The organism is Seramator thermalis (genome assembly GCF_004138125.1).
Lineage (GTDB): Bacteria > Bacteroidota > Bacteroidia > Bacteroidales > Dysgonomonadaceae > Seramator > Seramator thermalis.
Genome location: NZ_RXHS01000002.1, coordinates 94,393 through 120,053 on the forward strand (window position 1 = coordinate 94,393; position 25,661 = coordinate 120,053).

30 protein-coding genes are annotated in these 25,661 nt (G+C 40.9%); 24 read left to right on the plus strand and 6 right to left on the minus strand.

Annotated features, from left to right (window positions below):
• The first annotated feature begins 166 nt into the window (after positions 1-166).
• From EJN84_RS02485 to EJN84_RS02495, 3 genes are read left to right on the plus strand one after another with little or no spacing between them, the layout of a single operon-like run.
• Entirely contained in the window at positions 167-1,939 is a 1,773-nt protein-coding gene (locus EJN84_RS02485; protein WP_129593955.1) for an ATP-dependent nuclease, read from the plus strand.
• 4 nt (positions 1,940-1,943) lie between these two features.
• A complete protein-coding gene (locus EJN84_RS02490) occupies positions 1,944-3,629 on the plus strand; it encodes an ATP-dependent helicase (RefSeq protein ID WP_129593956.1) in 1,686 nt (561 codons plus the stop codon).
• 19 nt (positions 3,630-3,648) lie between these two features.
• The gene (locus EJN84_RS02495; protein WP_129593957.1) at positions 3,649-4,482 is read left to right on the plus strand and encodes a tetratricopeptide repeat protein; all 834 of its coding nucleotides are present in this window, start codon (positions 3,649-3,651) and stop codon (positions 4,480-4,482) included.
• 63 nt (positions 4,483-4,545) lie between these two features.
• Here EJN84_RS02495 and mobB read toward each other — a convergent pair whose 3' ends face one another.
• Both mobB and mobA read right to left on the minus strand, forming a co-directional pair.
• Entirely contained in the window at positions 4,546-5,796 is a 1,251-nt protein-coding gene (gene mobB / locus EJN84_RS02500; RefSeq protein WP_129593958.1) for a conjugal transfer protein MobB, read from the minus strand.
• A 7-nt stretch (positions 5,797-5,803) separates the two neighbouring features.
• Positions 5,804-6,241, minus strand: coding sequence for a conjugal transfer protein MobA (mobA, locus tag EJN84_RS02505; RefSeq protein ID WP_129593959.1), 438 nt, complete (start codon positions 6,239-6,241; stop codon positions 5,804-5,806).
• A 717-nt stretch (positions 6,242-6,958) separates the two neighbouring features.
• On the opposite strand from mobA, the gene EJN84_RS02510 reads away from it, so the two are divergent.
• The 21 genes from EJN84_RS02510 to EJN84_RS02610 all read left to right on the plus strand — a co-directional run bounded on the left by EJN84_RS02510 (position 6,959) and on the right by EJN84_RS02610 (position 23,014).
• Positions 6,959-7,711: a ParA family protein gene (locus tag EJN84_RS02510; protein ID WP_129593960.1), complete on the plus strand. Its 753-nt coding sequence runs from the start codon at positions 6,959-6,961 to the stop codon at positions 7,709-7,711.
• 7 nt (positions 7,712-7,718) lie between these two features.
• Positions 7,719-8,195 carry a DUF3408 domain-containing protein gene (locus tag EJN84_RS02515; protein WP_129593961.1) on the plus strand — a complete coding sequence of 159 codons (477 nt, stop codon included), beginning with the start codon at positions 7,719-7,721 and terminating at the stop codon, positions 8,193-8,195.
• Between the two features lie 11 nt (positions 8,196-8,206).
• Complete coding sequence (locus EJN84_RS02520; RefSeq protein WP_129593962.1) at positions 8,207-8,626, plus strand: DUF3408 domain-containing protein; 420 nt, start codon at positions 8,207-8,209, stop codon at positions 8,624-8,626.
• Positions 8,626-9,372, plus strand: a complete 747-nt coding sequence (locus EJN84_RS02525; protein ID WP_129593963.1) for a hypothetical protein — start codon at positions 8,626-8,628, stop codon at positions 9,370-9,372. The genes EJN84_RS02520 and EJN84_RS02525 overlap by 1 nt, the downstream gene beginning before the upstream one ends.
• A 174-nt stretch (positions 9,373-9,546) precedes the next feature.
• Entirely contained in the window at positions 9,547-9,849 is a 303-nt protein-coding gene (locus tag EJN84_RS02530; protein ID WP_129593964.1) for a DUF4134 domain-containing protein, read from the plus strand.
• Positions 9,850-9,872: 23 nt separating this feature from the next.
• Positions 9,873-10,205 carry a DUF4133 domain-containing protein gene (locus EJN84_RS02535; protein ID WP_129593965.1) on the plus strand — a complete coding sequence of 111 codons (333 nt, stop codon included), beginning with the start codon at positions 9,873-9,875 and terminating at the stop codon, positions 10,203-10,205.
• The gene (locus tag EJN84_RS02540; RefSeq protein ID WP_129593966.1) at positions 10,198-12,696 is read left to right on the plus strand and encodes a TraG family conjugative transposon ATPase; all 2,499 of its coding nucleotides are present in this window, start codon (positions 10,198-10,200) and stop codon (positions 12,694-12,696) included. The genes EJN84_RS02535 and EJN84_RS02540 overlap by 8 nt, the downstream gene beginning before the upstream one ends.
• A 2-nt stretch (positions 12,697-12,698) precedes the next feature.
• Entirely contained in the window at positions 12,699-13,001 is a 303-nt protein-coding gene (locus EJN84_RS02545; RefSeq protein WP_129593967.1) for a DUF3876 domain-containing protein, read from the plus strand.
• Positions 13,002-13,046: 45 nt separating this feature from the next.
• Positions 13,047-13,667 carry a DUF4141 domain-containing protein gene (locus EJN84_RS02550; RefSeq protein ID WP_129593968.1) on the plus strand — a complete coding sequence of 207 codons (621 nt, stop codon included), beginning with the start codon at positions 13,047-13,049 and terminating at the stop codon, positions 13,665-13,667.
• A 20-nt stretch (positions 13,668-13,687) separates the two neighbouring features.
• Positions 13,688-14,674, plus strand: coding sequence for a conjugative transposon protein TraJ (traJ, locus tag EJN84_RS02555; RefSeq protein WP_129593969.1), 987 nt, complete (start codon positions 13,688-13,690; stop codon positions 14,672-14,674).
• Between the two features lie 21 nt (positions 14,675-14,695).
• Entirely contained in the window at positions 14,696-15,319 is a 624-nt protein-coding gene (gene traK, locus EJN84_RS02560) for a conjugative transposon protein TraK (RefSeq protein WP_129593970.1), read from the plus strand.
• Positions 15,320-15,321: 2 nt separating this feature from the next.
• The gene (locus EJN84_RS02565) at positions 15,322-15,600 is read left to right on the plus strand and encodes a TraL conjugative transposon family protein (protein WP_129593971.1); all 279 of its coding nucleotides are present in this window, start codon (positions 15,322-15,324) and stop codon (positions 15,598-15,600) included.
• Positions 15,593-16,912: a conjugative transposon protein TraM gene (gene traM / locus EJN84_RS02570; protein WP_129593972.1), complete on the plus strand. Its 1,320-nt coding sequence runs from the start codon at positions 15,593-15,595 to the stop codon at positions 16,910-16,912. The genes EJN84_RS02565 and traM overlap by 8 nt, the downstream gene beginning before the upstream one ends.
• Positions 16,913-16,984: 72 nt before the next feature.
• Positions 16,985-17,929 (plus strand): conjugative transposon protein TraN, encoded by a 945-nt coding sequence (gene traN / locus EJN84_RS02575; RefSeq protein WP_129593973.1) that lies wholly within the window; start codon positions 16,985-16,987, stop codon positions 17,927-17,929.
• A 2-nt stretch (positions 17,930-17,931) separates the two neighbouring features.
• Positions 17,932-18,516: a conjugal transfer protein TraO gene (locus tag EJN84_RS02580; RefSeq protein ID WP_129593974.1), complete on the plus strand. Its 585-nt coding sequence runs from the start codon at positions 17,932-17,934 to the stop codon at positions 18,514-18,516.
• A 12-nt stretch (positions 18,517-18,528) separates the two neighbouring features.
• Positions 18,529-18,969 carry a DUF3872 domain-containing protein gene (locus tag EJN84_RS02585; protein ID WP_129593975.1) on the plus strand — a complete coding sequence of 147 codons (441 nt, stop codon included), beginning with the start codon at positions 18,529-18,531 and terminating at the stop codon, positions 18,967-18,969.
• Complete coding sequence (locus EJN84_RS02590) at positions 18,962-19,501, plus strand: tRNA (adenine-N(6)-)-methyltransferase (RefSeq protein WP_129593976.1); 540 nt, start codon at positions 18,962-18,964, stop codon at positions 19,499-19,501. Before EJN84_RS02585 ends, EJN84_RS02590 begins: the two co-directional genes overlap by 8 nt.
• 58 nt (positions 19,502-19,559) lie before the next feature.
• Positions 19,560-20,162, plus strand: coding sequence for a M23 family metallopeptidase (locus tag EJN84_RS02595; protein WP_165004013.1), 603 nt, complete (start codon positions 19,560-19,562; stop codon positions 20,160-20,162).
• Positions 20,159-20,614, plus strand: a complete 456-nt coding sequence (locus EJN84_RS02600) for a PH domain-containing protein (protein WP_129593977.1) — start codon at positions 20,159-20,161, stop codon at positions 20,612-20,614. Before EJN84_RS02595 ends, EJN84_RS02600 begins: the two co-directional genes overlap by 4 nt.
• A 99-nt stretch (positions 20,615-20,713) precedes the next feature.
• A complete protein-coding gene (locus EJN84_RS02605; RefSeq protein WP_129593978.1) occupies positions 20,714-21,544 on the plus strand; it encodes a hypothetical protein in 831 nt (276 codons plus the stop codon).
• 27 nt (positions 21,545-21,571) lie between these two features.
• The gene (locus EJN84_RS02610; RefSeq protein ID WP_129593979.1) at positions 21,572-23,014 is read left to right on the plus strand and encodes a caspase family protein; all 1,443 of its coding nucleotides are present in this window, start codon (positions 21,572-21,574) and stop codon (positions 23,012-23,014) included.
• Positions 23,015-23,106: 92 nt separating this feature from the next.
• Here the strand turns inward: EJN84_RS02610 and EJN84_RS02615 are convergent, their stop codons facing one another.
• The 4 genes from EJN84_RS02615 to EJN84_RS02635 all read right to left on the minus strand — a co-directional run bounded on the left by EJN84_RS02615 (position 23,107) and on the right by EJN84_RS02635 (position 25,480).
• The gene (locus EJN84_RS02615; protein ID WP_129593980.1) at positions 23,107-23,319 is read right to left on the minus strand and encodes a DUF3873 family protein; all 213 of its coding nucleotides are present in this window, start codon (positions 23,317-23,319) and stop codon (positions 23,107-23,109) included.
• Positions 23,320-23,581: 262 nt separating this feature from the next.
• On the minus strand, positions 23,582-24,169 hold the full coding sequence (locus tag EJN84_RS02625) for a hypothetical protein (protein ID WP_129593982.1): 588 nt from the start codon (positions 24,167-24,169) through the stop codon (positions 23,582-23,584).
• 47 nt (positions 24,170-24,216) lie between these two features.
• A complete protein-coding gene (locus EJN84_RS02630) occupies positions 24,217-25,230 on the minus strand; it encodes a fusion protein (RefSeq protein ID WP_129593983.1) in 1,014 nt (337 codons plus the stop codon).
• A gap of 19 nt (positions 25,231-25,249) precedes the next feature.
• Positions 25,250-25,480, minus strand: coding sequence for a hypothetical protein (locus EJN84_RS02635; protein WP_129593984.1), 231 nt, complete (start codon positions 25,478-25,480; stop codon positions 25,250-25,252).
• Positions 25,481-25,661: the final 181 nt, after the last annotated feature.

The following is a 25,661-nucleotide window of genomic DNA, read 5'->3' on the forward strand; positions in this document are numbered from 1 at the left end:
GAGGTTTTATGCAGTTTTGCTTTAGGTGGCAGTATGTGGCTTCGGTTTGGCTGCTTGTGGCACTTGTCTATATGAAAATTAACCCCGAATACTATAAAATACCTTATCTTTGCAGATGTGTTAAAGTTTAACGAATAATCAACAACTTATAAGCATCAATAAAACTATGTATATAGAAAAGTTCATTATAAAAAACTTTAGGGGAATTGCCGATTTAGCTCTTCACTTTAGCAAAGGGCTAAACGTACTTATCGGAGAAAACAACTCCAGTAAAACGGCGATTATTGACGCTTTACGCATCTGTTTAAGTTACGGTAATCAGAAAAGGGACATTTATATCTCGTATCCTGACTTTCATATAGAAAAAACCGAAATAAGTGATACCCTAAACGATATAGAATTTCACTTGCATTTTAAAATAGAAGACCCAGCTGAAGCGGGTTGGTTCAACGATTTATTGAGTGTTCAAGAAGACGGAACACAGGATTTGCAATTACATTTCCGCTATTATCTTGATGAAGAGGAAAGAATCAGGTATAAGGTATGGGGAGGAACAAATGAAGGACAGGCAATCGCTCCAGAGATCTTAATTCTTTTGTATCATGTTCATTTGGACGCATTACGAGATGCAGAAAATCATTTGCGCCCAATCAGGGGAAACCGTTTAGGGCAATTATATGCCAATATTCAAATTGATCCGAACGCTGAAACCGATAAAGAAAAGAAAAAAGAGATTGCAAAAAAGGTTCGTGAAGCAGTTGATAGTGATACTGATTGGACACAACACATTGGCAAAGGGAAAGAAAAAATAAACGAACATTTGAGAGAAACGAGCTTTGCGAGCAAACAACAGCAAGTTGAAATTTTGTTTCTCCCATTTGATTTTAACCGATTAGTAGATAATCTAAAAATTCAAATGCCTATCTACACTGATGAATTGCTTGAAGGCGATTCATCAAAGCAGAAGCATTTCGAACTATATCAAAACGGACTTGGATATAACAACCTAATTTATACAGCTACTGTTTTAGGGGATTTGAAACAACGAAAAGAACTCAACAAGGAAAGTTATGCAGCCCTACTTATAGAAGAACCCGAAGCCCATCTACACCCGCAACTACAAAATCTTTTCTTTAAATACCTGAATAAACTTGATACGGAGCAAGGATTTCAAATATTCATATCATCACACTCTCCGACAATCACAGCAAAGTCAGATTTGAAGTCCGTTGTGGTTTTGCAGAATCAGGATAATAAAGTGTCTGCCTTATCTCTTGACAAATCAGGCTTGTCAGGAGATAACCGAAAATACTTGCATAAATTCTTAGATGTAACAAAGTCGCAACTATTCTTTTCTAATGGGGTGATTTTAGTTGAGGGTATTTCGGAATCATTACTTCTACCGATTTTTAGCAAAATTATGGAAGAGAATGGAAAGTACGATATCGAAAGTGCTGGAGTTGAATTAGTCAATTTAAATGGTGTCGCATTCTCTCATTTTGCTAATTTGTTTAACAATGATGATAATGACAAAAATTTGAAAACAAGATGCTCTTTGATTACCGATGATGATAGAGATAAAGAAACGGACGAAATTGCTTCAAGAGCAAAGGTAGCCAGTGAACTTGAAAGAAAGAATCTAAAAGTGTTTTTGGCAGAACAAACATTTGAATTTGAACTTTTCATTGCAGGAAACAAAGATATTCTCATAGAAATATTCAAGGAAATGCATCCTGTCGCAGCGGGTAGAATTATTGAAAATGCTGACGTAAAAATTCATGCGACAAATTTCTTAGAGAAAGTTATTTCAAATAAGGCAAAATCAGAATTAGCACATAGATTGGCTGTGAAATTGGCTTCGGACGAAAATGCGAGAAATGCGTTTGTTGTGCCTACATATCTCCAAAATGCTATAAAATACGCTACGAAAGGAGAATAATCGAATGTTTAGAACGCTATCAGATAGTCAACGAGAAATTGTATTCAACAAATCAGGAAAATTTGTTGTGAGAGCCTGTCCGGGTAGTGGAAAAACTTATTGTGTAGGTGCAAGATTAGCTCGATTAATCCATGATTGGAAAAAGAGACATGAGGGAATAGCCGTGCTTTCTTTTACAAATGTTGCATGGCAAGAAATAGAGAAAAAGTGCAACGAGAAATTTAGTATTAGTAAAATCGCATATCCCCATTTTCTTGGGACTATCGACAGCTTTGTAAACAAATACATTTTCCTTCCCTTTGGGCATTTAATCTTAGGATGTAAAGGAAGGCCTATTTTAGTTGGTGAACCTCATGGGACTTGGAGTGGAAAAGACTTTAGTAGCACTCTATTTGACAATATAAGTTACGCTATTGATGGTAGTATGTATGCCATTCAAGCAACAAAAATGAATGCTAATTGGCAGCAAAACAAATATATTACAGGAGCAAAGAAGCGCTATAATAAAGCGGGGTATGCCACACAAAATGATGCAAACTTTTTTGCGATGAAAATCCTTGAAAAATATCCTCAAATCGCCAAAGCTATTGCCGTCAGATTTCCTTATTTGATAGTAGATGAAGCCCAAGACACATCTGATATTCAGATGAAAATAATTGATATACTCATTGAAAACGGATTGAGTGAAATAATGCTTGTCGGCGATCCAGACCAAGCTATTTTTGAATGGAATGACGCAAGACCGGAATTACTCACTCAAAAATATGACGAATGGGAAAACTCCATTATACTGAATGAAAACCGAAGAAGTTCGCAAAATATCTGTGGTTTCACTTTTGGAATTTCTTCTTTGAGTGATGCTTCTGTTTCTGTAAACGAGCAAGTCCGGGAATTTGCTCATCGACCTAAAGTAATTACATATAACAGCAATTTGCCTCAGATAGTATCTGACTTTATTGATGAATGCCAGCAACAGGGAATCAATGTGTCTAAAGAATCTACCGCGATAATTTATCGAAGTAAAAGCATCGTTAATGAAATTCTTGGCATTCCTGAAATTACTTTTGGTACTAATGTATGGGTAGATAGTCATACGCGAGAATTTGCAAGAGGAAAATTCCTATATGATAACGGGCGTTTCAAAGACGGCTTTAAAATATTGGAGCGAATCTTATTGAAAACCTTGAGCAATTTATCTTATTGTTCAGAGGATGATATTAATGATGCAATTGCTCAAATGGGATTTGTTACCTTTAAAAGCCAAATCCATGCTTTTATAAATCTGCTTCCTCGAACAAATATTTCTATTGGAGAGTGGGTTGATGCAGCAAACAAGGCTCTAAAAGAAAATAATTGTGGTTTTGAATTACGTGTTCATAAAGACGGCTTACGCCTTTCGTTTCCCCAATTATTTTTAAATGAAGACAAACAGATTATTGAGAAAAATTACAGATATGGCACGGTGCATAGTGTGAAAGGAGAAACATTTGAAGCTGTTCTTTTAATATTGAAGACTAAAGGCATTGGTAGTGCATATAAAACACTACTCAATAAAAATATATCCATTTCGGCAAGCGAAGAATTAAGAATCGCATACGTTGGAATGACACGACCAAGCAAAATCTTAGTTATTGCAGTTCCCAATGATGATAACAAAAATGCTTGGGAAAATAAGTTGGTTCGTAATTGAAATATAAATAAAAACAAATATGGTAGCGCAAAAACCAAAGGTAGTCAATTTCCACGAAAGCGAATGGGAATTTGTATTTCCGCCCTCCATTGACAATGAGGAAACGTATAATGAATATTATGAGGGTGTTGAGTTGTTAGACTATAATGATGTGGAGGCAGAGCAGATTTTCAAGAAAATTATCAAGAAGCACCCATATCATATCGACGCTTACAATCATTTAAGCATTGCATTCAAGAATCAGAAAAAGTCTTTTGAAAGTTTCTTGACAGCAGAAAAATCATACCTTATCGGAAAATCGTGTTTTCCAAAAGAATTGAAGCAATCCAAACATAAGCTACGTTGGAGTAACTTGGATAATCGTCCATTTTTACGGTCTTGCCACATTTTAGGAATGGAGCATCAGGACAGAAAACAATATGAGGAAGCAATACTGCTCTATTCCGAAATACTTGGTTATAATGAAGATGACCATCAAGGCGTGAGATATTTGTTATTGGAATGTTATTTCGCTCTGAAAGACTATGAAACAGCTGCCAAATTATTGAGAAAGCATAAGGATGATTGGGGTATTGAATTTGTTTATGGAAGATTACTGCTTGCAATCATAAACAATGAGAATGGCAAATTGAAATCTCTTTTGGCGGAAGCAATAAAGCGAAATAAGTTCGTTCCCGAAGAAATCACAAAGAGTAAACACGTTGCTCCTCTTCCTTTCAGGATTCCCGGCGAGCCGTATTTTGACGCAGGCATTCCTATGGGTTCCATTCAAGAGGCATATGAATATTGGAAAAACAATAAGTCTTTATTAACAGACAAACGAGTTAAAGCCTTTTTCAGTTCTATAAAATAAGAAAGAACCATAGTTTTGCCCTGATAATTCCACATGAACTTTCGGGGCAATTTTAATTTTCGACTACATCTGCCGCCCATACCTGCGCTTTTTCTTTTTCCTGCGTCGTGGTAACGGCTGTTCATCTTTCGGATGATTCTCCGGTTCGGGAGAAAGGATTGAGAAAATACCACCCAGTCCACTATCAGGACTTTGTGTGTTGTCCTGTTGATTATTAGTTTTGTACACATCAGAAAGGTTGGAAGTTTGCATCGGTTCCTGTACCTGCTCTTGCTTACCGCCGTACAAGTCATTGAAAACATTAGCCGAATAATCCTTACCCAAACGTGAGCCGTTCAAAACGGTACGGGTAGTATGGTCTATGAATGTCGCCCCATAAATACGCCCTTCATCGTTCCGCCTGAATAGTACATCAATACCCTGCTGTCTTAGCTTCGCTCGGAACTCGCTTTCACTGGGGCTACTTTGTTTAGCTTCCGATACAGCTTTCAAGGTATGTATTTTCAGATTCTTAGTTTTTATACGTTCAGTGGATTTTGCCATGCGCTTTTCCAGTCCGTCATAACCGACCGACTTTCCGAAAATGGAAGACTTCAACGGATTGCCGACTTTGTTTCTCTCGCTGTCCGTTGCCGAATACAGTAAACCTCGATAGGGTTTTCCTTTCACTTCGCCTTTGAGTTCCTCTACATTAATATTATATAAAGAAAGGACAGCTTTGTATTCTCCCATTGACTGGAAGTGATACATGGAAGCCAACGGTTTAATAACGGCTGCAATCTGTTTTTTCAAATCGCCTTTGGAAGCATCGACAGGCGTAAGTTCCCATTGCTCGCTGCGCTTTTGCCCCTCTGCGGGATTGAGGTTGTATTTGCGTTCCAAATGCTCGGTTATCTCCTTGCTACGTTCGTGTTCTTTGTAGTCGTCAATCTTCTTTCCGTTGCTATCCACCCGAAGCGACACGATATGTATATGCTCCCGCCCAATGTCCTCATGTTTGAAAATAAGGTAAGGTTGGTTGCCATATCCTAACTGTTCCATGTATTCCCGTCCGATGTCCGTCAGTTGCTCATCGGTTAGCCGGTCATCGGGGTGCGGATTGATAGATACATGGAATACAGGCTTTTCAGTACGGAAATGAGCCGGAACAAACTGCATAAAATCATCCATACACTCCGAAACATTGAACTTTCCGTCGGTCGGTTCAAAGACAAGATTGGCTCCGAGAATCTTTCCCAGACCTTCATCCACCTTCTCCTGATTGTATGCCAACGCACCGTACAGGTTGCTTCCGATGTTTATTTTCGCAACCATTTCGTTGTTATTTTGCTAAATAATTAGCCTTAAAATCTTCTGATAACTCCTGAATTTTCTTCCCTATTTCGACCAAATCAACGGTAGCTTTTTCTAATTTATAGAGCAAAGCCAATGCTTTTTTCTCCGAAAAATTGCTGTGCAACTCCTTTACAACTTGGTTGTAATTCACTCCGACGGAGCGGAACTGTGCAAAAAAAGAAGTGAGTTTGGTAACGTATTCCATAGTGGAACGGTCGATTTTTACAACTCGGAACTCATCGCCAAAGACACGGGCAGCGATAAAACGAGCTTTCGATTGCAATCCTGATTGCTCAAACATCGTGAGAAATCGGGCGTGTTCTACGGCTGTAAAATTTACCGAGTATCGGTAATTAGCCGGATCATTCTTCGGGGCTCGCCCCCCTTTACCCCGTTTCGGGGTGTTACTTGCATTTTCATTCATACGTCGGATTTTTTAGTGGTACAATCCGTCGTTGCGGTATCCTGCCGCCCATTCAATCATCACTCAAATAATTGCCAAAAGCAACCGACTTCGGAGGGTGCGCCCTCCCTTGTGGGGCAAGCATTTTTTGCAGCAAAACGGTTTCCGTGCAGCAAAAAATACAGCTTGCTATTTGCCATGTCGCAAATAAAATCTGCCCTGAACAGGGGCAGATATGAATGCGAGCCGGGCGAGCTAAAATGGCGGTCGATTACCTCCCGACGTTTCATGCTGCAAAGTTACAGGCTAAAGTAACGTGCTGTATTCCAGTGAGCGAAGCCACTTGCTGCCAAATCGACGCCACTTGCTGCCACCTCGTGAAAAAGTAGTGTGCAGGAGAAATTTTAGGCGTTTATTTGCCCTCGATTTATTACTCGACAGCGTAATTAAACGATGAAGCGATTATAGAATTAATGATTTGAATAATCGGAAAATCGAATGATTTATAAACAGATTGAGTGATTTTTCAATAGACTGATTTCGTAATGAATTAAATGGGCTGTCGATTAACGAATTAATAAATTGATAAACTGATAAAGAAATTAATTGATTTAGCAGCAAACCAATCAAGTAAGCAATGCTTCAATCTATTGTCCGACAAAGCAAGCGTTTGATTAACAGACCGACAGGTCAAGCGATTAATAAAAAAATAAGTTCAACAATTAAAATGTAAAGACAATGAAAAAGAAAATTTTGAATGTGGCTTTCTCAACCCAAAAGGGCGGAGCCGGAAAAACAACTCTTACGGTGTTGGTAGCTTCCTACCTGCACTATGTGAAAGGTTACAACGTAGCCGTGATTGACTGCGACTTTCCGCAACACTCGATTGCGGATATGCGAAAACGGGATTTGCAAATGACAATGGAAGACGACCATTACAAGCTCATGGCTTACGAGCAATTTTCCTCGCTCGGCAAAAAAGCATACGTCATTGTAGAGAGTAGTCCCGAAAACGCAATGGAAGATGCCAAAGCAGTGATTGAAGAAATGAATCCTGATTTCGTGTTCTTCGACCTGCCGGGAACAATCAATAATCCGGAAGTAGTCAAAACCTTATCGTTTATGGACTATATCATAGCTCCGATCAGCGCCGACCAATTAGTGTTGGAAAGTACCCTGCAATATGTGGTAACGATTAACGATGCCCTGATTACGCCGGGCAAAGCCAAAATCAAAGGATTGTACCTGCTTTGGAATCTTGTTGATGGGCGGGAAAAGACGGAATTATATGAAGTGTATGAAGATGTGATTGACAAACTGGGTTTTCCGCTTTTCAAAACATTCCTGCCCGACAGTAAACGATTCCGCAAAGAGCAATCGGTCAGCCATAAAGCATTGTTCCGTTCAACGCTGTTCCCTGCGGACAAGGTACTGGTAAAAGGCAGTAACCTTGATATTCTGATTGATGAAATGTTGGACACTCTAAAATAATCAGGCTATGGCAAAGAAGAAAGAAGAAGTGAACTTGAGTGATATTGACGCAAATTTCGTCATTGCTTCATTCAAGAACAAAGACAGGCTGAACAATCCGAGTTCCATTCCCAGAGCATTAGTTCCTGAACATGAGAAAAATCAGGAACAGGAAGCAGAACCCGAAGCAACGGTACAACCTGTTGCTATTGTTCAGGAAGAAACTTCCCGTGAAGAACCAAAGCGTAAGCGAGCCAAATCGCCCGATTACGAAAGCCTGTTTCTTACAGTTGCAGATATACCCACACGAAATGGGAAACTGGTCAGTATCCGTGAAAAATACCACAAACGGATAGCAAAGGTTGTGAAAGCACTGGATAAAAAGGATGTTTCCATATTCAGCTATATCGACAATATTCTGTCGCACCATTTCGACACCTATCAGGACGAAATAAAAGAGATTTATAATAAAGACAAAGAAGACGATGATTATTTAACGCCCTAAAAAACAAATGTATGATACCCAATCCGATTATTTACAACGATACCACGATAACGATAGGTCTTATCGTGTGTTGCCTCGTGATGCTTGCTGCGGTAATGATACCCAAAGCAATAAAGTACAGAAAACAAGTGAAGCAAAATGAGAGTGAGAAAGCTGTTCAAGATGAACAGGAAGTAGAAATAACAATAATATCCGAAGAAAAAATGAAAAAGAAAGAACAAACATTGGATTACCGTAAGACATTTCTTACCGCTCCGAAATTGGAAGACAGAAAGCCTGTATTCATAAGCACGGAAACAAGGGACAGCCTTGATAAAATAGCCCGTCGTTTAGGCGACCGGAAAATGAGTGTATCAGGTTTCCTTGAAAACATGGCGAAACACCATTTGGCAGAATACAAAGATGAGGTAAACAGGTTATACGAAGAATAATGGAAAAGATATTCATAACCGTAGTTGTGCTGTATGCCCTTTTCGTTGCAATCTATCTTCTGCGACTGAAAATAGGCAAAAGGCGAAGAAAGAACATAATCGGCGAAGGCTCGACAATCCAAGAAACGGGGCGGTTGAAGTCGGATATTGTCGGCAAAAGCCAATTCGATTTAAGTGCAGCGAAGCCACTTACTGCCAAATCGGAGCCACTTGCTGCCAGCTCGCCAAAAATGGAAAATCAGCAAGAAATTCCCGATACATTTGTTCCGCCTAACGAGGTAAAATCGTCGCCGGAAGTGCCGCAGGAGGAACTGGACGAAGCGTTTTCCGACACTCCGCCTGATGAAGATAACGAGCCGATGGACATAGATTACTCGCTCGAATACGAAGCGGACGAAAACGAAGATGAGCCGGAGGATGAGGACGAAGAAGTCGAAGGAACGGCACAAGCCGCACTCGCTTCAGGAGTTCAGTTCGATGATTTGGGAAATATGGTTCGCACGGTAAACCGTAAGGATGAAGCCACTCCCGAACAAAAGAAAAAGGCAGGTGATACCCTGTTGGAGATACGGCAGACCGATATGTTTGAGCAGGTGGTTTCAGGTAAACCCGATGCAAAGCGAATCGTTACCGACCTGATGGCGGAGAGCCTTTCAGCTTTCTATGAGCGGAAAGATAAGGAAGCCGGAACAATGGGAAGCGAGAAGAAGGCTCCCGACACTTTTAATATCAGAGATTTCGCATAGAGCGAACAGTATTAATAATGTAAAACAAAAAAGAGATGAAAGAAAGAGATTACGGTTAGCGTCGAATAAGCCGACAACAAAAGGGTCTTATGACCTACCACTAAAAAAATTCAATAGTAACAACCCGGTAAGTGGGACTATCCACCCCACTTGCCATTTTAACAATTTCTCAATATGACAAAGAAAAAAGTTCTTATGTCGGCAGCCTTTATTCTGGCTGCTGTTTCAAGTGCATTCGCACAAGGTAACGGTGTCGGTGGTATTACCGAAGCTACCAACATGGTGACCAGTTATTTCGATCCGGGAACAAAATTGATATACGCAATCGGAGCCGTTGTCGGCTTGATTGGCGGGGTAAAGGTGTATGGGAAGTTCAGTTCGGGCGATCCCGACACGAGCAAAACTGCCGCCAGTTGGTTCGGTGCGTGTATCTTCCTGATAGTAGCTGCCACCATTCTGCGCTCCTTTTTCCTTTAATCGACTTCATACCCAAAAGAGTTATGGAGTTTAATATCAATAAAGGAATAGGCAAAAGTGTGGAGTTCAAAGGTTTGAAATCCCAATACCTTTTCATATTCGCCGGAGGCTTGCTCGCTGTATTTGTCGTGTTTGTCATTATATATATAATTGGCATTGATCAGTGGATCTGCATAGGCTTCGGTGTAATCGCTGCTTCGGTATTGGTTTGGCTTACCTTTAACCTGAATGAAAAATACGGGGAACATGGCTTGATGAAACTCATGGCTATAAAACAACATCCCCGCTATTTGATTAACAGGAAAACTCCGCACCGCCTTTTCAAACGGAAAAGAAAGGAGGTAGCGTATGCGTAACATTATGAAAGCGGCGACTATCGAAAGTAAGTTTCCGCTGTTGGCTGTCGAACATGACTGCATCATATCAAAGGATGCAGATATTACGGTTGCCTACCGTGTGGAACTGCCCGAACTGTTTACCGTAACCAATACCGAATACGAAGCAATTCATTCGTCTTGGGCGAAAGCGGTAAAAGTCCTACCCGAATACTGTGTGGTGCATAAGCAGGATTGGTTTGTGCGTGAAACCTACAAACCCGCTACCGATAAGGACGATATGAGTTTCTTATCCCGCAATTTTGAAAAGCACTTCAACGAACGCCCGTTCCTGAATCACTCATGCTTCCTGTTCCTTACCAAAACAACCAAAGAGCGAATGAGAATGCAGAGCAATTTTTCGTCGCTTTGTCGTGGGAATATTATCCCAAAGGAAGTGAACAAGGATACAAGCGTGAAGTTCTTGGAAGCCGTCGGACAGTTTGAACGGATAATGAACGATAGCGGATTTATACGCCTTACCCGTATCAGTTCCGATGAAATTACAGGAACAGACACTTCTGCCGGACTTATCGAAAAGTATTTCGCCCTGTCATTGGACGATACTACTTGTTTGGAAGATTTGGAACTGGGAGCGGATGGGCTTCGGGTAGGAAGTAAACACGTCTGCCTGCATACGCTTTCGGATGCGGAAGATCTGCCCGGACGTATCGGAACGGATATGCGATATGAAAAACTATCGACCGACCGGAGCGACTGCCGTTTGTCTTTCGCTTCGCCCGTCGGTTTGCTCTTGTCGTGCGACCATATCTACAACCAATATCTGTTTATCGAAGATAGTGCGGAAAACCTACGAAAATTCGAGAAAAGTGCAAGGAATATGCAGTCGCTTTCAAGGTATAGTCTTGGAAACCAAATCAATAAGGAGTGGATCGACCAATACCTGAACGAAGCACATTCATTTGGACTGACTTCTATTCGGGCGCACTTCAACGTATTGGCATGGAGTGATGACGTGGAAGAACTCAAACATATCCGCAACGACGTGGGTAGCCAGTTGGCTCTTATGGAGTGTAAGCCACGACATAATACGGTGGATGCCGCTACTTTGTACTGGGCAGGTATGCCGGGCAACGGTGGTGATTTTCCTGCGGAAGAATCGTTCTACACGTTTATCGAACCTGCTCTTTGTTTCTTTACTGAAGAAACAAACTACCGCAGTTCGCCCAGTCCGTTCGGTATCAAAATGGCGGACAGGGTTTCGGGAAAACCTCTCCATGTAGATATTTCCGATCTGCCCATGAAGAAAGGAATTATTACGAACCGTAATAAATTCATTCTTGGGCCGAGCGGAAGCGGTAAGTCATTTTTTACCAACCACATGTGCCGCCAGTATTACGAACAGGGAACGCATATCGTGTTAGTGGACACGGGTAACTCCTATCAGGGATTATGCAACCTGATTAACCGTAAGACCAACGGTCAGGATGGGGTGTACTTCACTTATACCGAAGAAAATCCGATTTCATTTAATCCATTTTTCACGGATGATAATGTCTTCGATATTGAAAAGCGTGAGAGTATAAAAACGCTAATTCTTACCCTGTGGAAAAGGGATAACGAGCCGCCTTCACGGGCGGAGGAAGTTGCCCTCTCCAATGCAGTCAGCCAGTATATAGACAAACTGAAAACCGACAGGAAGCTGATACCGTCTTTCAATACATTCTATGAGTTCGTCCGGGACGATTACAAAAAGGTACTGGAAGAAAAGAAAGTGCGTGAAAAGGATTTTGACATTGCCAATTTCCTGAACGTGCTTGAGCCGTACTATCGTGGGGGCGAATATGATTTCCTGTTGAACTCGGATAAGCAACTGGATTTGTTGTCTAAACGCTTCATTGTCTTTGAAATTGATGCGATAAAAGACCACAAAATCCTCTTTCCCGTCGTCACGATTATAATCATGGAAGTTTTTATAAACAAAATGAGGCGGTTACAGGGTATTCGCAAGATGATATTAATCGAAGAAGCATGGAAAGCGATTGCTAAAGAAGGTATGGCAGAGTACATTAAGTATCTCTTTAAGACCGTCCGTAAGTTCTTCGGCGAAGCCATTGTCGTAACGCAGGAAGTCGATGATATTATCGCTTCTCCTATCGTGAAAGAGAGTATTATCAATAACAGCGATTGCAAAATCCTATTAGACCAACGCAAATACATGAACAAGTTCGACAGTATTCAGGCGTTGCTCGGATTGACCGAAAAGGAAAAGTCGCAGGTACTCTCAATTAATATGTCGAATGCTCCAAGCCGAAAATACAAAGAAGTTTGGTTCGGACTGGGCGGTGTGCAGTCGGCGGTCTATGCCACAGAAGTCAGTTTAGAAGAATACTACACGTACACAACGGAAGAATCCGAAAAACTGGAACTGCTGCAACTGACCGAAAAACTGGACGGCAATATCGAACTGGCGATTAAACAACTTGCCGAAAGCAAACGACAGGAGCAATAGCCATGAAAAGAAAAAGATATATGTCAGCTACGGCTCTGCAAGTGCTAACCTCTTTTCCGCTTCGTGATATTTGCGGGACATGGGAAAGTCTTTGCGGTTCCCCAAGCATCAGGATTTACCATGACGGTAGTCGATTCCGGTTGCAGTTTATTTACAAACACGATACGGCGTTTACCGTCCCTTTATTCCAATGTTGGGGATATACCTTTTTCAATTTCTATGGCATGATACGCATTGCCTACGATAGTGAGCGGGATATGCTCCTGCTTGCTACTGAAGGCGATTACAAACGGGTGTACGATTAACGTACAGTCGAAATTCAATCAGTAATAATTTAAAAAGTAAAAGTTATGAAACGAATATTTATGTGCCTTGCAGTGGCACTAAGCATGTTCTCCTTTCAGGCAAAAGCGCAGTGGGTTGTTGCCGACCCGACCAATCTGGTACAAAATATCATCAGTGCGGTACAAGGTACTTCGACGGCATCCAACATGATAAACAACCTGAACGAGAGCATCAAAATTTACAAACAAGGTAAGGAATACTACGATGCACTCAAATCAGTCCACAACCTGATTAAAGATGCACGTAAGGTTCAGAAGACTATCGAAATGGTAAGTGAGATTACGGACATGTATGTTACCGGATTTAATAAAATGGTAAGCGACCCTAATTTCTCTGCAAATGAGTTAGCAGCTATTTCAACGGGCTATGCCAAGCTGTTGGAAGAAGGGGGAGCGTTGGTAACGGATTTGAGAAACATTGTTACCGGAAGTAACGGGCTTTCCCTTTCCGACAAAGAGCGCATGGATGTAATCGACCAGATTCACAGTAAGATGTTGGAATATCGTAATCTGACGAAGTATTTCACACAAAAGAGTATATCCGTATCCTATATCCGTGCAAAGGAAAAAAATGATATGGACAGGGTATTGGCTCTGTATGGTAGTCCTTCCGAAAGGTATTGGTAATAAGATAAATGTAGTCAGTTATGAATTTTGACAATCTACATCAGATTTTACAGAATCTGTACCAAAGCATGATACCTCTTTGCAGCGACATGATTGGTGTTGCAAAGGGGGTAGCGGGACTGGGCGCACTGTTCTATGTGGCGTACAGGGTATGGCAGGCGTTAAGTCGTGCCGAGCCTATCGACGTGTTTCCTTTGCTTCGTCCGTTTGCGATTGGGCTGTGCATCATGTTTTTCCCCACAATCGTGTTGGGAACTATCAATGCGGTTATGTCACCTGTTGTAAAGGGTGCGCATACCATTATGGAAAACCAAATGGTTAATGTGGAAGCATTACAGCAACAAAAAGACAATTTGGAATATGAAGCCCGTTTGCGTGAGGGCAAAGCATGGCTTGTCGATGATGAAGTGTATGACCAGAAAATGAAAGAACTCGGCATTACCGATGCTGCCGAAATTGTCAGTATGTGGGGCGAACGGCTTTGGTATGATATCAAAGCATGGTTCAGGGAGGTAATTCGGGATTTCTTTGAGTTATTGTTCAATGCTGCCGCCCTGACCATTGATACGCTCAGGACATTCTTCCTTGTCGTGTTGGCCATATTGGGACCTATTGCGTTTGCCTTTTCCATATATGACGGATTTCAGGCAACGCTGTCCCAATGGCTTACACGCTATATAAGCATCTATCTCTGGCTGCCTGTCGCTGATATTTTTTCCGCCGTATTATCGAAGATACAGGAATTAATGCTTCAACAGGATATTGCCCTCCTGCAAGACCCGAACTATATCCCCGACGGCTCAAACGGTGTGTATATCGTGTTCCTGATCATCGGAATTATCGGATACTTCACGATCCCGACAGTTGCAGGATGGATAATCCAATCGGGCGGTGCAGGTGCTTATGGAAGCGCAGTAAATAAAACAGCAAGCAAAGCAGGCGGTATTGCCGGAGGCGTTGCCGGATCGGTAGCGGGTAATGTTGGCGGTCGTTTGCTCGGTAAATAATCAATTAATGGATTTAAAAACATGGAGTTCAAAAGTTTAAAAAATATTGAAACAAGTTTCAAGCAGATAAGGATTATCGCCATTGTGTTTGTAGTATTGTGTGCAGGGATAACAGGCTATTCGGTTTGGAGTTCCTATGTATTCGCCGAAGAACAAAGGCAGAAAATCTATGTATTGGACGAGGGCAAATCGCTTATGTTGGCTCTTTCGCAGGACTTATCGCAAAACCGTCCTGTGGAAGCGCGAGAACACGTGAAAAGATTTCACGAACTGTTCTTCACGCTCTCGCCCGATAAAAGCGCCATTGAATCGAATATCAACAGGGCATTGTTCCTTGTCGATAAAAGCGCATTCAAATATTATCAGGATATGCAGGAAAAAGGCTATTACAACCGCATTGTGTCGGGGAATATCAATCAGATTATTCAGGTTGATTCCGTAGCCTGCAATCTCGATGCGTATCCTTATAAAACTACTGTATATGCAAAGCAAATGATAATCCGGGCAAGCAATGTAACCGAACGGAGTTTGGTAACACGTTGCGACCTTAGAAACTCCGTCAGGAGCGACAATAACCCGCACGGATTTATCATGGAACGCTTTGAAATAATAGAAAACAGAGATTTACGAACAATAGACCGATAACCATGATACGGAAATTAATCAATCAGGTAAATGAGTGGTTGGAAGACAAACTCCGCAGCATTGTCAGACCATTAAGCCCTGACGCACGGGTAATCGTAATCCTTACCATGTTGCTATTGTTCGGCAGCTTGTCTATCTACATGACGGTTTCTTCCATATATAATATGGGCAAAAAAAGCGGTCAGCAGCAAATGCAGATAGAACATATCAAACGCTTGGAACTGGAACACAAACAGGAAGCGGATAGTGTAAAACAATTAAACGATTTCAATTATGAGTAAAGAAAATGAAAGTAACGAACGGAAACCGGACGTTACAGAAAAAAAGAAAGAGGAAAAGCCGAAAAAGGAACTTACCCCGCAGGAGATTCAGAAGCGGAAAAAGATGCTTGTCTATCCCTTGTTCTTCCTGATTTTCGCAGGGGTTATGTGGATCATTTTTGCTCCTTCAGGAGATAAGAATGACGAACAGCCCGATGGCTTCAACTCCGAACTACCTATTCCCAAAGATGAAGCAATTGTAGGAGATAAGCGGACGGCTTACGAGCAGGAAGCCATGCAAAACAAGCAAAATGAAAAGATGCGGAGTTTGCAGGATTTCGCTTTCATGCTCGGAGAGGAAGAAAGTAGAAAGGCACAGGAAGTAAACACTTCCATTCCGTCCGATAATCAGGAAGTACCGACAAACAATCGCACTCCACAAACCGGAATCCAATCTTCGGCAAGTGCCTATCAGGATGTAAACCGACAGTTGAATGACTGGTACGAACAACCTGCAACGCAAGCGGACAACCAAGCACAACTTGAAATGGAATCCCGCATTCAGGAATTGGAACGGCAACTGGCTGAAAAATCGGCTGCCGACGGGCAGTTGGAACTTATTGAAAAATCCTATGCGATTGCAGCGAAATATATGCCCAACGGACAGCCTGAACAGGTGCAACCAGTGGATAACACAATCAATCTGAAAGAAAAGGTTATCCCGAAACCTGTTTCGCAAGTCCACCAAAGCGTGGTTTCGTTGTTGGCTGCTCCAATGGAAAACGATGATTTTTTGGAGCAATACAGTAAGCCTCGTAATATGGGATTTATCACGGCTGCCGGGAACGAAACGGTAACGGATAAAAACAGTATCAGGGCTGCGGTGTACCAAACCGTAACGATTTCTAACGGAAAGGAATTACAACTCCGCCTGTTGGAGCCAATGAGAGCCGGACATATCCTGATACCTGCAAATTCTATCCTTACCGGAAGTGCAAAGATTGGCGGGGAACGCCTGCATATTACCATTACTTCAATCCAGTATGCGGACAATGTGATACCCGTTGAAATGGAAGTGTACGATATGGACGGTATGCAAGGCATATTCGTTCCGAACTCGGACGAGGTAACTGCCATGAAAGAGATTGCAGCCAATATGGGTACGTCAATGGGGAGTAGTATTACGATAACAGATGACGCAGGCTCACAGCTTGCAGCCGATTTGGGACGAAGCCTGATTCAAGGTACATCGCAATTCTTCAGTAAGAAAATGCGTGAGGTAAAAGTTACGCTGAAGGCAGGCTACAAAGTTTTATTACTCCCCAAAGCATAAATAATAATAATCAGGACGAAAGTCCGCCACTAAAAAAATCCAATAGTAATTAACAATTAAAACAAATTTTGTATGAAACGATTTCTTTTTGCACTCGCTATTATCGGGTGCGTATTCACAGCAAATGCACAAGAGTTGGAAACACAGGAGCGCATTTCTTCGCCCTCTAAAGGGGACTATTTTGATGGTTTGACACGACCACTAACCTTTAACCGCATGATACCGCCGTATGCCTTAGAAGTTACTTTCAATAAGACGGTACATATCATTTTCCCTGCGGCAATCCGTTATGTGGACTTGGGGTCTGCCGACCTGTTGGCAGCCAAAGCGGACGGAGCGGAAAACGTTCTCCGTGTGAAAGCTGCCTTGCGTGATTTCTCCCGTGAAAGCAATCTGGCGGTTATTACCGAAGACGGTGCGTACTACACTTTTAATGTGAAATATGCTGATGAACCCGTAAAACTGTCAGTAGAAATGACCGACTTTATCCACGACGGGGAAGCGGTAAATCGCCCGAACAATGCAATGGAGATTTACATGAGGGAACTCGGCAGCGAATCGCCTTTGCTTGTCAAACTGATTATGAAGTCCATTTATAAGAATGACAATCGGGAAATAAAGCATATTGGCAGTAAACGATTTGGTATTCAGTACACACTCAAAGGAATTTACACGCATAACGGATTGCTTTATTTCCACATGCAACTGAAGAATAGTTCCAATGTGCCGTTCGATGTGGATTATATCACGTTCAAAATCGTCGATAAGAAAGTCGCCAAACGTACTGCCATTCAGGAACAGGTTGTCGTGCCATTGAGGGCACACAACAACCTCACATTGATAGGTGGCAAGAGAACGGAACGTGTAGTATTTACCCTGCCGAAATTCACTATTCCGGATGATAAGCACCTTATCATTGAACTGAACGAAAAAGAGGGCGGGCGACACCAATCGTTCATTGTCGAAAATGCTAACCTCGTGAGAGCCAAAGTTATTAACGAACTCAAAGTGAAATAACCATGAAAAGGTTATCAATTATATTAACGTTTGCGTTGTGCCTGGTCTTTATAGACCAAGTACACGCACAGCGTTGTTTGCCGGGAATGCAAGGCATTCAGGTAACTGGTGGAATGGTGGACGGATTTCATTCGTTGGACAAAAAGAATGAACTGGGCTATTACTTCGGGTTGTCGATGGCAACCTATACCAAACACGCCAATAAATGGGTGTTCGGTGCGGAGTTTCTCAATAAATACTATCCATATAAGGAAGACAGAATACCTGTCAACCAGTTCACGGCAGAGGGCGGTTATTACCTGAAATTTCTTTCCGACCGCAACAAAGTAGTCCTGTTTTCTTTGGGCGGATCTGCACTCGCCGGATACGAAACAAGCAACTGGGGAGAAAAGACACTCTTTGACGGTTCTACGCTTCGGAATGAAGACGCATTTATCTACGGCGGTGCGATTACGTTGGAAATGGAAACCTATCTGTCCGACCGTGTTGTCCTTCTCCTGACCGCCCGTGAGCGGATTTTGTGGGGAACTTCGACAGGTCATTTCCATTTCACATTTGGAGCAGGCTTAAAGTTTATAATCAATTAAAATAGAAACACAATGAAAAAAACATTAGCATATTTCTTATACACGCTATTGCTCGGCGCAATAGTCTGTGCCTGTAGCGACGATTTGGATATTAATCAGGTTTACACATTTGATTTGGTATGTATGCCAGTTCAGAAAAAAATCGTTCAGGGAGAAACTGCGGAAATCAGGTGTCAGTTGGTAAAAGAGGGTAACTACGACCAAGCAAAGTTCTTCATTCGGATGTTCCAAACAGATGGCAAAGGAGAATTGAGAATGGATGACGGAACGGTGTTCCTGCCGAATGACCTCTATCCGTTGGATAGAACGACGTTCCGACTTTACTATACTTCGCACTCAACCGACCAACAGGTTATCGACGTGTATATCGAAGATAACTTCGGGCAGGTAGTACAAAAGAACTTTAGTTGGCAGAACGACAGCGGGGATAGCGAGGAACAGGAAGATGAATAATTATGCCAAATTCCTAAGTCCGAGCAAGTACGATGAGAAGTACACTCCCCGTTACGCCGTTTTGCCGATTGTCAAGTATCTGCCGAAAGGGAAAATCATTTGGTGTCCGTTCGATACGAAGAACAGCGAATTTGTATTTGCCCTGAAAGAAGCAGGGTTTGACGTGGTTTACTCCCACATTGCCACAGGGCAGGATTTCTTCAGCTATGAGCCTGAACGATGGGATATAATCATATCAAATCCGCCATTCAGCAACAAAATAGAGGTATTCGGACGTTGCTTGGAACTGGGTAAACCGTTCGGATTGCTAATGTCCAACTTTTGGCTAAACGATGCTTCTCCCAGTCGGCTATTCAAAGACAGGGAACTGCAACTATTATTGTTCAACAAACGTGTCCAGTACAACGACCTGAATCGTGTTCCTTTCGGTTCAAGTTACTTCTGCCACAAGCTGCTCCCGAAACAAATCATATTTGACGAGTTGGGGTTGGTAAAAGGGCAATACAGTCAAATGTATCAGGACTTTGAATAAACCGATGCGGTAAGTGCCTGAATTACTTCGGGTATTTACCGCATTTATTAATTTGATTATGAAATATTCTGTAATAATCTTCATTCTTCTGACGTATGTACCTGCATGGGGACAACCGACCAGAAAATCGGAGATAGAAAAATGCACGGAACTGGCTTATTCGGCAACAGAGTTCAGACGGATTGTCGACTCCATGCAAATGACCATTGACGAACTATGCGATTATCCCGTTATTTTTCCGATAAAGAAGCCTTTGCGTATTTCGTCAGGCTTCGGAATGCGCTACCACCCAATTTACAAGGTGCAGAAATTCCATACAGGGATTGATATACCCAAAACGAAAGGAACTCCCGTGTATGCTACTGGTAACGGTGAAGTGATTCGTAAGGGTTATTGTTCAGGCTATGGCTACTTTATTGAGATTGAACACGCAGGGAATTTCCGTTCGTTTTACGCACATTTAAGTAAGACAACAGTAAATATAGGAGATACGGTAAGTATCGCCACGCAAATTGCCTGTGTTGGCAATTCGGGAATATCAACAGGTAGCCATTTGCATTATGAGATAAGGAAAGGCAAACGCTATCTGAATCCTGCTGAATGGTGCTACTGTCTGATTGCAATAATGAATAAACAAACATTAAACGAAGAAACAGCATGAAATTTCTTACTACATATTTACAGCACGGAGAGGAAATCCGATACAGGGCAAGGATACATATATTTCTGTTCCTGCAACCTGCCATATTGTTGGCTATCGGATTCATGTGCTATTGTGATGAAGTCAAAATAACACACTATTTAGGGCTTACGTTGCTGTTCTTGGGATTGGTTTCCCTCGTTCAGCGTGTATTTGTGAAAGTCGGCTCAATCTATGCCGTAACCAACAAACGTGTGATTATCAAAACAGGGGTTATTAGCCGCAGGATGGTTGAACTGGTGCTTGCCAAATGCGAGGGTATTCAGGTGGTACAAAGTATTGCTGGGCGTATCTTCGGCTATGGCTCTATCGTGGTTACGACTGGTGGTGCTACCAACTGCTACTATTATGTCGTCAAACCGTATCGGTTTAAGAAAGCGTTAAATGAGCAGATTGCCCTGTATCGCATGTAAACAAACGACTTCCGCCAACTTGTTGAAAAACACCTGTCAAGCAATTTTGTCAGGTGCTTTTTTATGGGTAATTTTGCAGGAATAATTATAGATTGATGTATGGAAAATCCGACAAAAGAAGAAATATTAAAAGCAGTAAATGATTCAGGATATTTATTTGAGCAGGAAATAGGAACGATATTAGAAAGAAACAACTTCTATATCCAACCGAATGTTGCTTTTATTGATATAGATGAAGAAAAGTCGAGAGAAATAGACGTTATGGGTTATAAACGTTTCTTTTATGACGAAGAAAAGAAAATATCCATAGGTGTTAGAATTTTATGTGAATGTAAAAACAACACTAATCCATTTGTTTTTATTTGTCGGAATAAAAATGATGTAGATAAGAATTACTCTCCACCCAATTTTTTATTCCCGCACAAAGAATATAAAAAACCTATTGAAGGAAAGCCTAATTCATTTTACACATTCACTGGGTTTAAATATTTTAACATTGAAACGATTTACCCTTATTCAACTGAAAATGCAAAAGCTACTCAGTTCTGCAAAATAATAAGAAAAGGGAAAGATTGGTCTGCTCTTCATGATGGCATTTATGACAATCTTCTTATTCCAATGATTAAATGCTTAGATTTTTATAAAAAAGAGGATTCTTCGATGATTAGAAATACAGAATGGAAAAACTACGTTGTATATTACCCTATTATCGTTTTAAACTCTGATTTATACTCAATAAATGCCAATGTAGATACAGAAACTATAAATAAAATAGACTTCGTTCATTTTACAAGAGAAATAAATTCCAAGAAATTGAAAGATAGATATTTAGTTGATTTTGTAACAAAAGAAGGTTTGCAAAATTATATCGAAAATAATATTTCCTACTTCATGGATATGTTTGTTAAAAAAATGACAGAGTCTGTATAGTTTAATTTTTAATTCATTACATGATCAATGAAAACACTCGCATTAATCATAGGAAACAACGAATATCACGAGGGAGCAAAATTAGCGAATGCGATTAATGATGCGACCTCAATTAATCAGGTTTTTGAAAGACTTGGATTTGATGTAATTTCAAAGTACGATTGCACAGCAAGTGATTGTTCTGATTTACTTGCAGATTTTGAAAATAAAATAGCAAACTACGATGCTTCTATTTTCTATTTTGCAGGACATGGATATGAGTTAGATGGAGAAAATTATTTAGCTTCGATTGATTGTCAAATTCCCCCTTCCGATAAATATCATGCTGGGCGAAACAGTATTAGATTAAGTGAAATTTTAGATATATACAAGAAAAATACTAATAAAATTAACATTGCAATAATTGATGCATGCAGAAGGGCTTTTGATAGAGGCGGAAATGCTACTTTAGCTCCAATGTTTGCACCAAAAGGTACTCTTCTCGCTTTTTCCACATCTCCTAATGAGGGAGCAAGCGATGAGGGTTTTGAGGGGCATAGCGTTTATACAGGTGCACTCTTAAAATATATTGGGAGAGAACATCTTTCTGTAGAAGAATTATTCAAAAAAGTCCGCAAAACTGTTTATGCGTTAAGTGAAGGAAAGCGGACAACATGGGAACATACTTCGTTGATTAATGATTACTATTTCAATACAGGACAATTAGTTCATTCTATTGCAATTCCATATGATGATAAGGTTGTTAAAGATATTGATTATGGAGAAACTGATGAGTTTGGCAATCTTATAATGGATGTAAGGTCACAGAATTGGAACAAACAAAACCCAGCATTAGACAAACTATTATCAATACCTGCCAGTCAATTAAACAAAAATCAATTATTTATATTAGGGAGAAATATTCTTCAAGCAAGTGGTGCTGCTCGCAGTGCGGTTAATTTTATGGAATCAATAAGCACAAACATATCAAAATACTCTATAGCTGGGGAAAATCATCTTTTAAATGGAATTCTTTTTGAGATATATTTTAATGCACATGGCGAATTTAGAAAGGAGAAAACAAAGAATTATTTTTTGCAAAAGATATTGGCATTAAGAAAAAGCGTAAATTTAAAATCATCGTTTGATTTTATTTCCAAGTTATTAGAAAATACGAATTACAAATTGATATACATACCTAAATCATCAGATGAATATATAGACATTAATGTTGTTTCATCAACACACAACACCACAAATGTAATAGGCGAAGATATTGCGTATCAGGTAATAAGTAGCATTACCTATGACGGATTAGATATTACAAAAAAAATAGAGAATTATAATGTTACTGGACTTAACGAAAATGGATTAAAGCAGGCACTTGCTAATTTTTTTACAGCACCAGAAGGATTAATCCAAATTCACAGCAATTTAGAATTAAAAAAAATAGCCTTTATAAAGGCTATAACAGAAGAAATAGATTGGTAGAAAACACAATCTATATTTCGGTTTTTTGCTTCTTTTTCGACCGCTCAGGCTCACTGTAAAAAGAAGTCGGGCGGAAAAACCGCCCGTCCTTGTTACTCTTGTTTTTTAGAAAGCCATTCATCCCGTTCTTTCCGGCATTGCCCCAATGATTTGGCGACCGTTGAGAAAAGTTTCCCATCCGTGTGTCGGTAATCGTATTGGTAGTATTCCGCCCCTCTGAATGCTCCTGCAATAAAGGTGGTGTAGTTCTCTTTTCCCTGCTCACAAACGGAGCAACCATTCTTGTTAATTGAATTTGTTTTCATTTTTATGTCGTTTTGTAGGGCGGATTGCTCCACCCTATGGTTATTATCGTTCTACAATCTCTAAGTTTTCGTTTTTCAAGAATTTCCTGCCACATTCGCAAATGACGTGAGTATCAGTTATGCGAGTAATAACTCTTGTGATACTTTCAATGCAGATATAGGGCTTTCCGTTAAAAAAGCCATTTTCTAAGTCGCCCGAAATGTGGCAATACTTGCCGATTAAATTTTCGTTTATTTCTTTTGTTTTCATATCTATTGCTGATTAAAAAAATGATAATTGTATTGCCTTACGTCCTGTGATTTCATCAAACAGGTTCTTCGCTTGTTTCAAAACGGATAAGGTGTATTTGTCGGTCTTACTGCTGTCCCGATTAAGCCCTATCATCATTTCATTGAGGGCAGAGGTAAGGCAGTCTTTCCGATTGTCGAAAATTTTACCCCATACGCCCAAGCCGTAACCTGCTCCGCCTGTGCTGTAAGAATAACTCATTCCGTATGTCCATTTGCCGTTTAAGCCCTTGCCCAGTGTGATATAATTGCTAATTGCCCAACCGTCCCTATGTGGAAATTTTATTTCTTCACGCTCCAAAAAATCGGGTCTTTCCAACCAACCGTATTCGTTAAACGCCTTTTTGGTAAAACCGAACAGCAAATGTCGTTCGTACTCCCGTTTGTTCATCAATAACTGGCGTGGGCTATCTCCAAAACTCTCGTATTCCTTGATTATAGCCCTGTCGTTCCGTCTTAATGCGTTCAGATATACGGCTGCATTGTGGCGTTCTGCTCGGCAGAAATTGACTTCCTGCATTTGTTTCAGTTTTTCGTATGCTGATAAATCTTTGTATTCCATAACTTTTGATTTTGTGGGGCAGAAAAAGCTCTGCCCCTTGTTATTACTTAATCCAATCCGAAGTAACAGGCTAAACGTTGTTCCTGTGATTTTGAAAAAATCCAACCTGCCAAATTCTTACCGTTGAATGTCAATCGGCTGTTGAAGCGTCCGCCCATTGCCTTGAGTTCGTCTTTTATGGCTCTTGTTTCCCCGAATACCGCTACCGCTTTGGCTGAATACTCTACCAATGTGCAACCGCCTTTGCTTTCTGTCGTTGGTTGATTTGTTTGCGGCTCTTCCTCTTTGTTTGGTGTTGCTGTTGGTTTACCGATATGGATATTTTCTTCGCTCCCTGCTGTGTATGCAAAATCCTCAATCGTGCGTTCACGGTTATATACTGGTACTTTCTCGATTATCCAACCGCTGTACTTGCTTTCGCCCAAATAGTAACCGTTGCCCATGCTGTATTTCTCACGGTGTTCGTAATCCTCGTTAAACTCGGCTAAATAGGCGGTTTCTTCTAAATTGGGTGCGTGTTTACGCATTTCGGAAAACAAGTCCCTTTTGTGCTTGGAAAAGCCTATGATAACCGTCCGTTGTGTGCTGTGTGCGTAATAGTCGGTCATTCTATCGCTATCGTCCTGTTGGAGACGTGCCACAATAACCGCCTGTGCATCTTCGGGAAATATCTCGGCAAAGCGTTTCCGTCCGATTTCCCGTACTTCTTCCACTCGTTTGCGTTCCTGTTCGGCTTCGGCGTTCTCTGCTTTTTTCTGTTGTTCTGCTTCCTGAAGAAGTATTGCCACCTCAAAACTGTCCATAAATTGAGGGTTCTCGCTGTCGTAATAATAACCGATACCGAATTTTTCTTTCAAGGGTCGGATAATGTCGGCAGTCTGAAACTCCTTTGTCCGCAGGTTTACCAATTTGTAGGCAATGCCCCATTGATTTTTTGTAATGTCATACACTACATACCTGTCGTAGCTGTAACCCTCCATTTGGATAATCTGCCCCACCTCTACCACTTGTTTGGCTCGGTCGATTTCCTTGTTTGCTTCTAATAAAAATACTTTGCTCATAACTTTGAATTTTAATGATTTACAAAAACGAGAAAAGAAAGAGAATAAAGAGAATTATAGCCCCTAAACCCACGAAGAAGGAGAGGATACCCCGAATAACAGGAAGAAAGAGATACAAGCCCACCAACGCCCAAATAAACCCTGTTCCCCACACGGAAAACCCCAAAGCCACTAATGCGATTTTTACCACCAATTTTATGCTAATTGGAAGGTTACTACCTTGTTTCCTATTTTTTACTATACTTCTCATAATTTCTGACTTTTTTTTTATGCCGTATCGGTGAGGTGTACTGACCTATGTTTCGGGATACTTAAAAGGTCGGCTAAAATCCGCCGAAGACAAATTTGGGGGGAATAAATACGCTCGCCCGAAGAATGAGGGAAAGAGGAAGATTTTTTCAACAACAATTTGGCGACAGGATTGCCGAAAT

What these genes read in the sequence shown, in the direction of transcription:
- EJN84_RS02485 (WP_129593955.1), top strand. Translation starts at nt 167, where the DNA reads ATGTATATAGAAAAGTTCATTATAAAAAACTTTAGGGGAATTGCCGAT.
- EJN84_RS02490 (WP_129593956.1), top strand. Translation starts at nt 1,944, where the DNA reads ATGTTTAGAACGCTATCAGATAGTCAACGAGAAATTGTATTCAACAAA.
- EJN84_RS02495 (WP_129593957.1), top strand. Translation starts at nt 3,649, where the DNA reads ATGGTAGCGCAAAAACCAAAGGTAGTCAATTTCCACGAAAGCGAATGG.
- mobB (WP_129593958.1), bottom strand. Translation starts at nt 5,796, where the DNA reads ATGGTTGCGAAAATAAACATCGGAAGCAACCTGTACGGTGCGTTGGCA.
- mobA (WP_129593959.1), bottom strand. Translation starts at nt 6,241, where the DNA reads ATGAATGAAAATGCAAGTAACACCCCGAAACGGGGTAAAGGGGGGCGA.
- EJN84_RS02510 (WP_129593960.1), top strand. Translation starts at nt 6,959, where the DNA reads ATGAAAAAGAAAATTTTGAATGTGGCTTTCTCAACCCAAAAGGGCGGA.
- EJN84_RS02515 (WP_129593961.1), top strand. Translation starts at nt 7,719, where the DNA reads ATGGCAAAGAAGAAAGAAGAAGTGAACTTGAGTGATATTGACGCAAAT.
- EJN84_RS02520 (WP_129593962.1), top strand. Translation starts at nt 8,207, where the DNA reads ATGATACCCAATCCGATTATTTACAACGATACCACGATAACGATAGGT.
- EJN84_RS02525 (WP_129593963.1), top strand. Translation starts at nt 8,626, where the DNA reads ATGGAAAAGATATTCATAACCGTAGTTGTGCTGTATGCCCTTTTCGTT.
- EJN84_RS02530 (WP_129593964.1), top strand. Translation starts at nt 9,547, where the DNA reads ATGACAAAGAAAAAAGTTCTTATGTCGGCAGCCTTTATTCTGGCTGCT.
- EJN84_RS02535 (WP_129593965.1), top strand. Translation starts at nt 9,873, where the DNA reads ATGGAGTTTAATATCAATAAAGGAATAGGCAAAAGTGTGGAGTTCAAA.
- EJN84_RS02540 (WP_129593966.1), top strand. Translation starts at nt 10,198, where the DNA reads ATGCGTAACATTATGAAAGCGGCGACTATCGAAAGTAAGTTTCCGCTG.
- EJN84_RS02545 (WP_129593967.1), top strand. Translation starts at nt 12,699, where the DNA reads ATGAAAAGAAAAAGATATATGTCAGCTACGGCTCTGCAAGTGCTAACC.
- EJN84_RS02550 (WP_129593968.1), top strand. Translation starts at nt 13,047, where the DNA reads ATGAAACGAATATTTATGTGCCTTGCAGTGGCACTAAGCATGTTCTCC.
- traJ (WP_129593969.1), top strand. Translation starts at nt 13,688, where the DNA reads ATGAATTTTGACAATCTACATCAGATTTTACAGAATCTGTACCAAAGC.
- traK (WP_129593970.1), top strand. Translation starts at nt 14,696, where the DNA reads ATGGAGTTCAAAAGTTTAAAAAATATTGAAACAAGTTTCAAGCAGATA.
- EJN84_RS02565 (WP_129593971.1), top strand. Translation starts at nt 15,322, where the DNA reads ATGATACGGAAATTAATCAATCAGGTAAATGAGTGGTTGGAAGACAAA.
- traM (WP_129593972.1), top strand. Translation starts at nt 15,593, where the DNA reads ATGAGTAAAGAAAATGAAAGTAACGAACGGAAACCGGACGTTACAGAA.
- traN (WP_129593973.1), top strand. Translation starts at nt 16,985, where the DNA reads ATGAAACGATTTCTTTTTGCACTCGCTATTATCGGGTGCGTATTCACA.
- EJN84_RS02580 (WP_129593974.1), top strand. Translation starts at nt 17,932, where the DNA reads ATGAAAAGGTTATCAATTATATTAACGTTTGCGTTGTGCCTGGTCTTT.
- EJN84_RS02585 (WP_129593975.1), top strand. Translation starts at nt 18,529, where the DNA reads ATGAAAAAAACATTAGCATATTTCTTATACACGCTATTGCTCGGCGCA.
- EJN84_RS02590 (WP_129593976.1), top strand. Translation starts at nt 18,962, where the DNA reads ATGAATAATTATGCCAAATTCCTAAGTCCGAGCAAGTACGATGAGAAG.
- EJN84_RS02595 (WP_165004013.1), top strand. Translation starts at nt 19,560, where the DNA reads ATGAAATATTCTGTAATAATCTTCATTCTTCTGACGTATGTACCTGCA.
- EJN84_RS02600 (WP_129593977.1), top strand. Translation starts at nt 20,159, where the DNA reads ATGAAATTTCTTACTACATATTTACAGCACGGAGAGGAAATCCGATAC.
- EJN84_RS02605 (WP_129593978.1), top strand. Translation starts at nt 20,714, where the DNA reads ATGGAAAATCCGACAAAAGAAGAAATATTAAAAGCAGTAAATGATTCA.
- EJN84_RS02610 (WP_129593979.1), top strand. Translation starts at nt 21,572, where the DNA reads ATGAAAACACTCGCATTAATCATAGGAAACAACGAATATCACGAGGGA.
- EJN84_RS02615 (WP_129593980.1), bottom strand. Translation starts at nt 23,319, where the DNA reads ATGAAAACAAATTCAATTAACAAGAATGGTTGCTCCGTTTGTGAGCAG.
- EJN84_RS02625 (WP_129593982.1), bottom strand. Translation starts at nt 24,169, where the DNA reads ATGGAATACAAAGATTTATCAGCATACGAAAAACTGAAACAAATGCAG.
- EJN84_RS02630 (WP_129593983.1), bottom strand. Translation starts at nt 25,230, where the DNA reads ATGAGCAAAGTATTTTTATTAGAAGCAAACAAGGAAATCGACCGAGCC.
- EJN84_RS02635 (WP_129593984.1), bottom strand. Translation starts at nt 25,480, where the DNA reads ATGAGAAGTATAGTAAAAAATAGGAAACAAGGTAGTAACCTTCCAATT.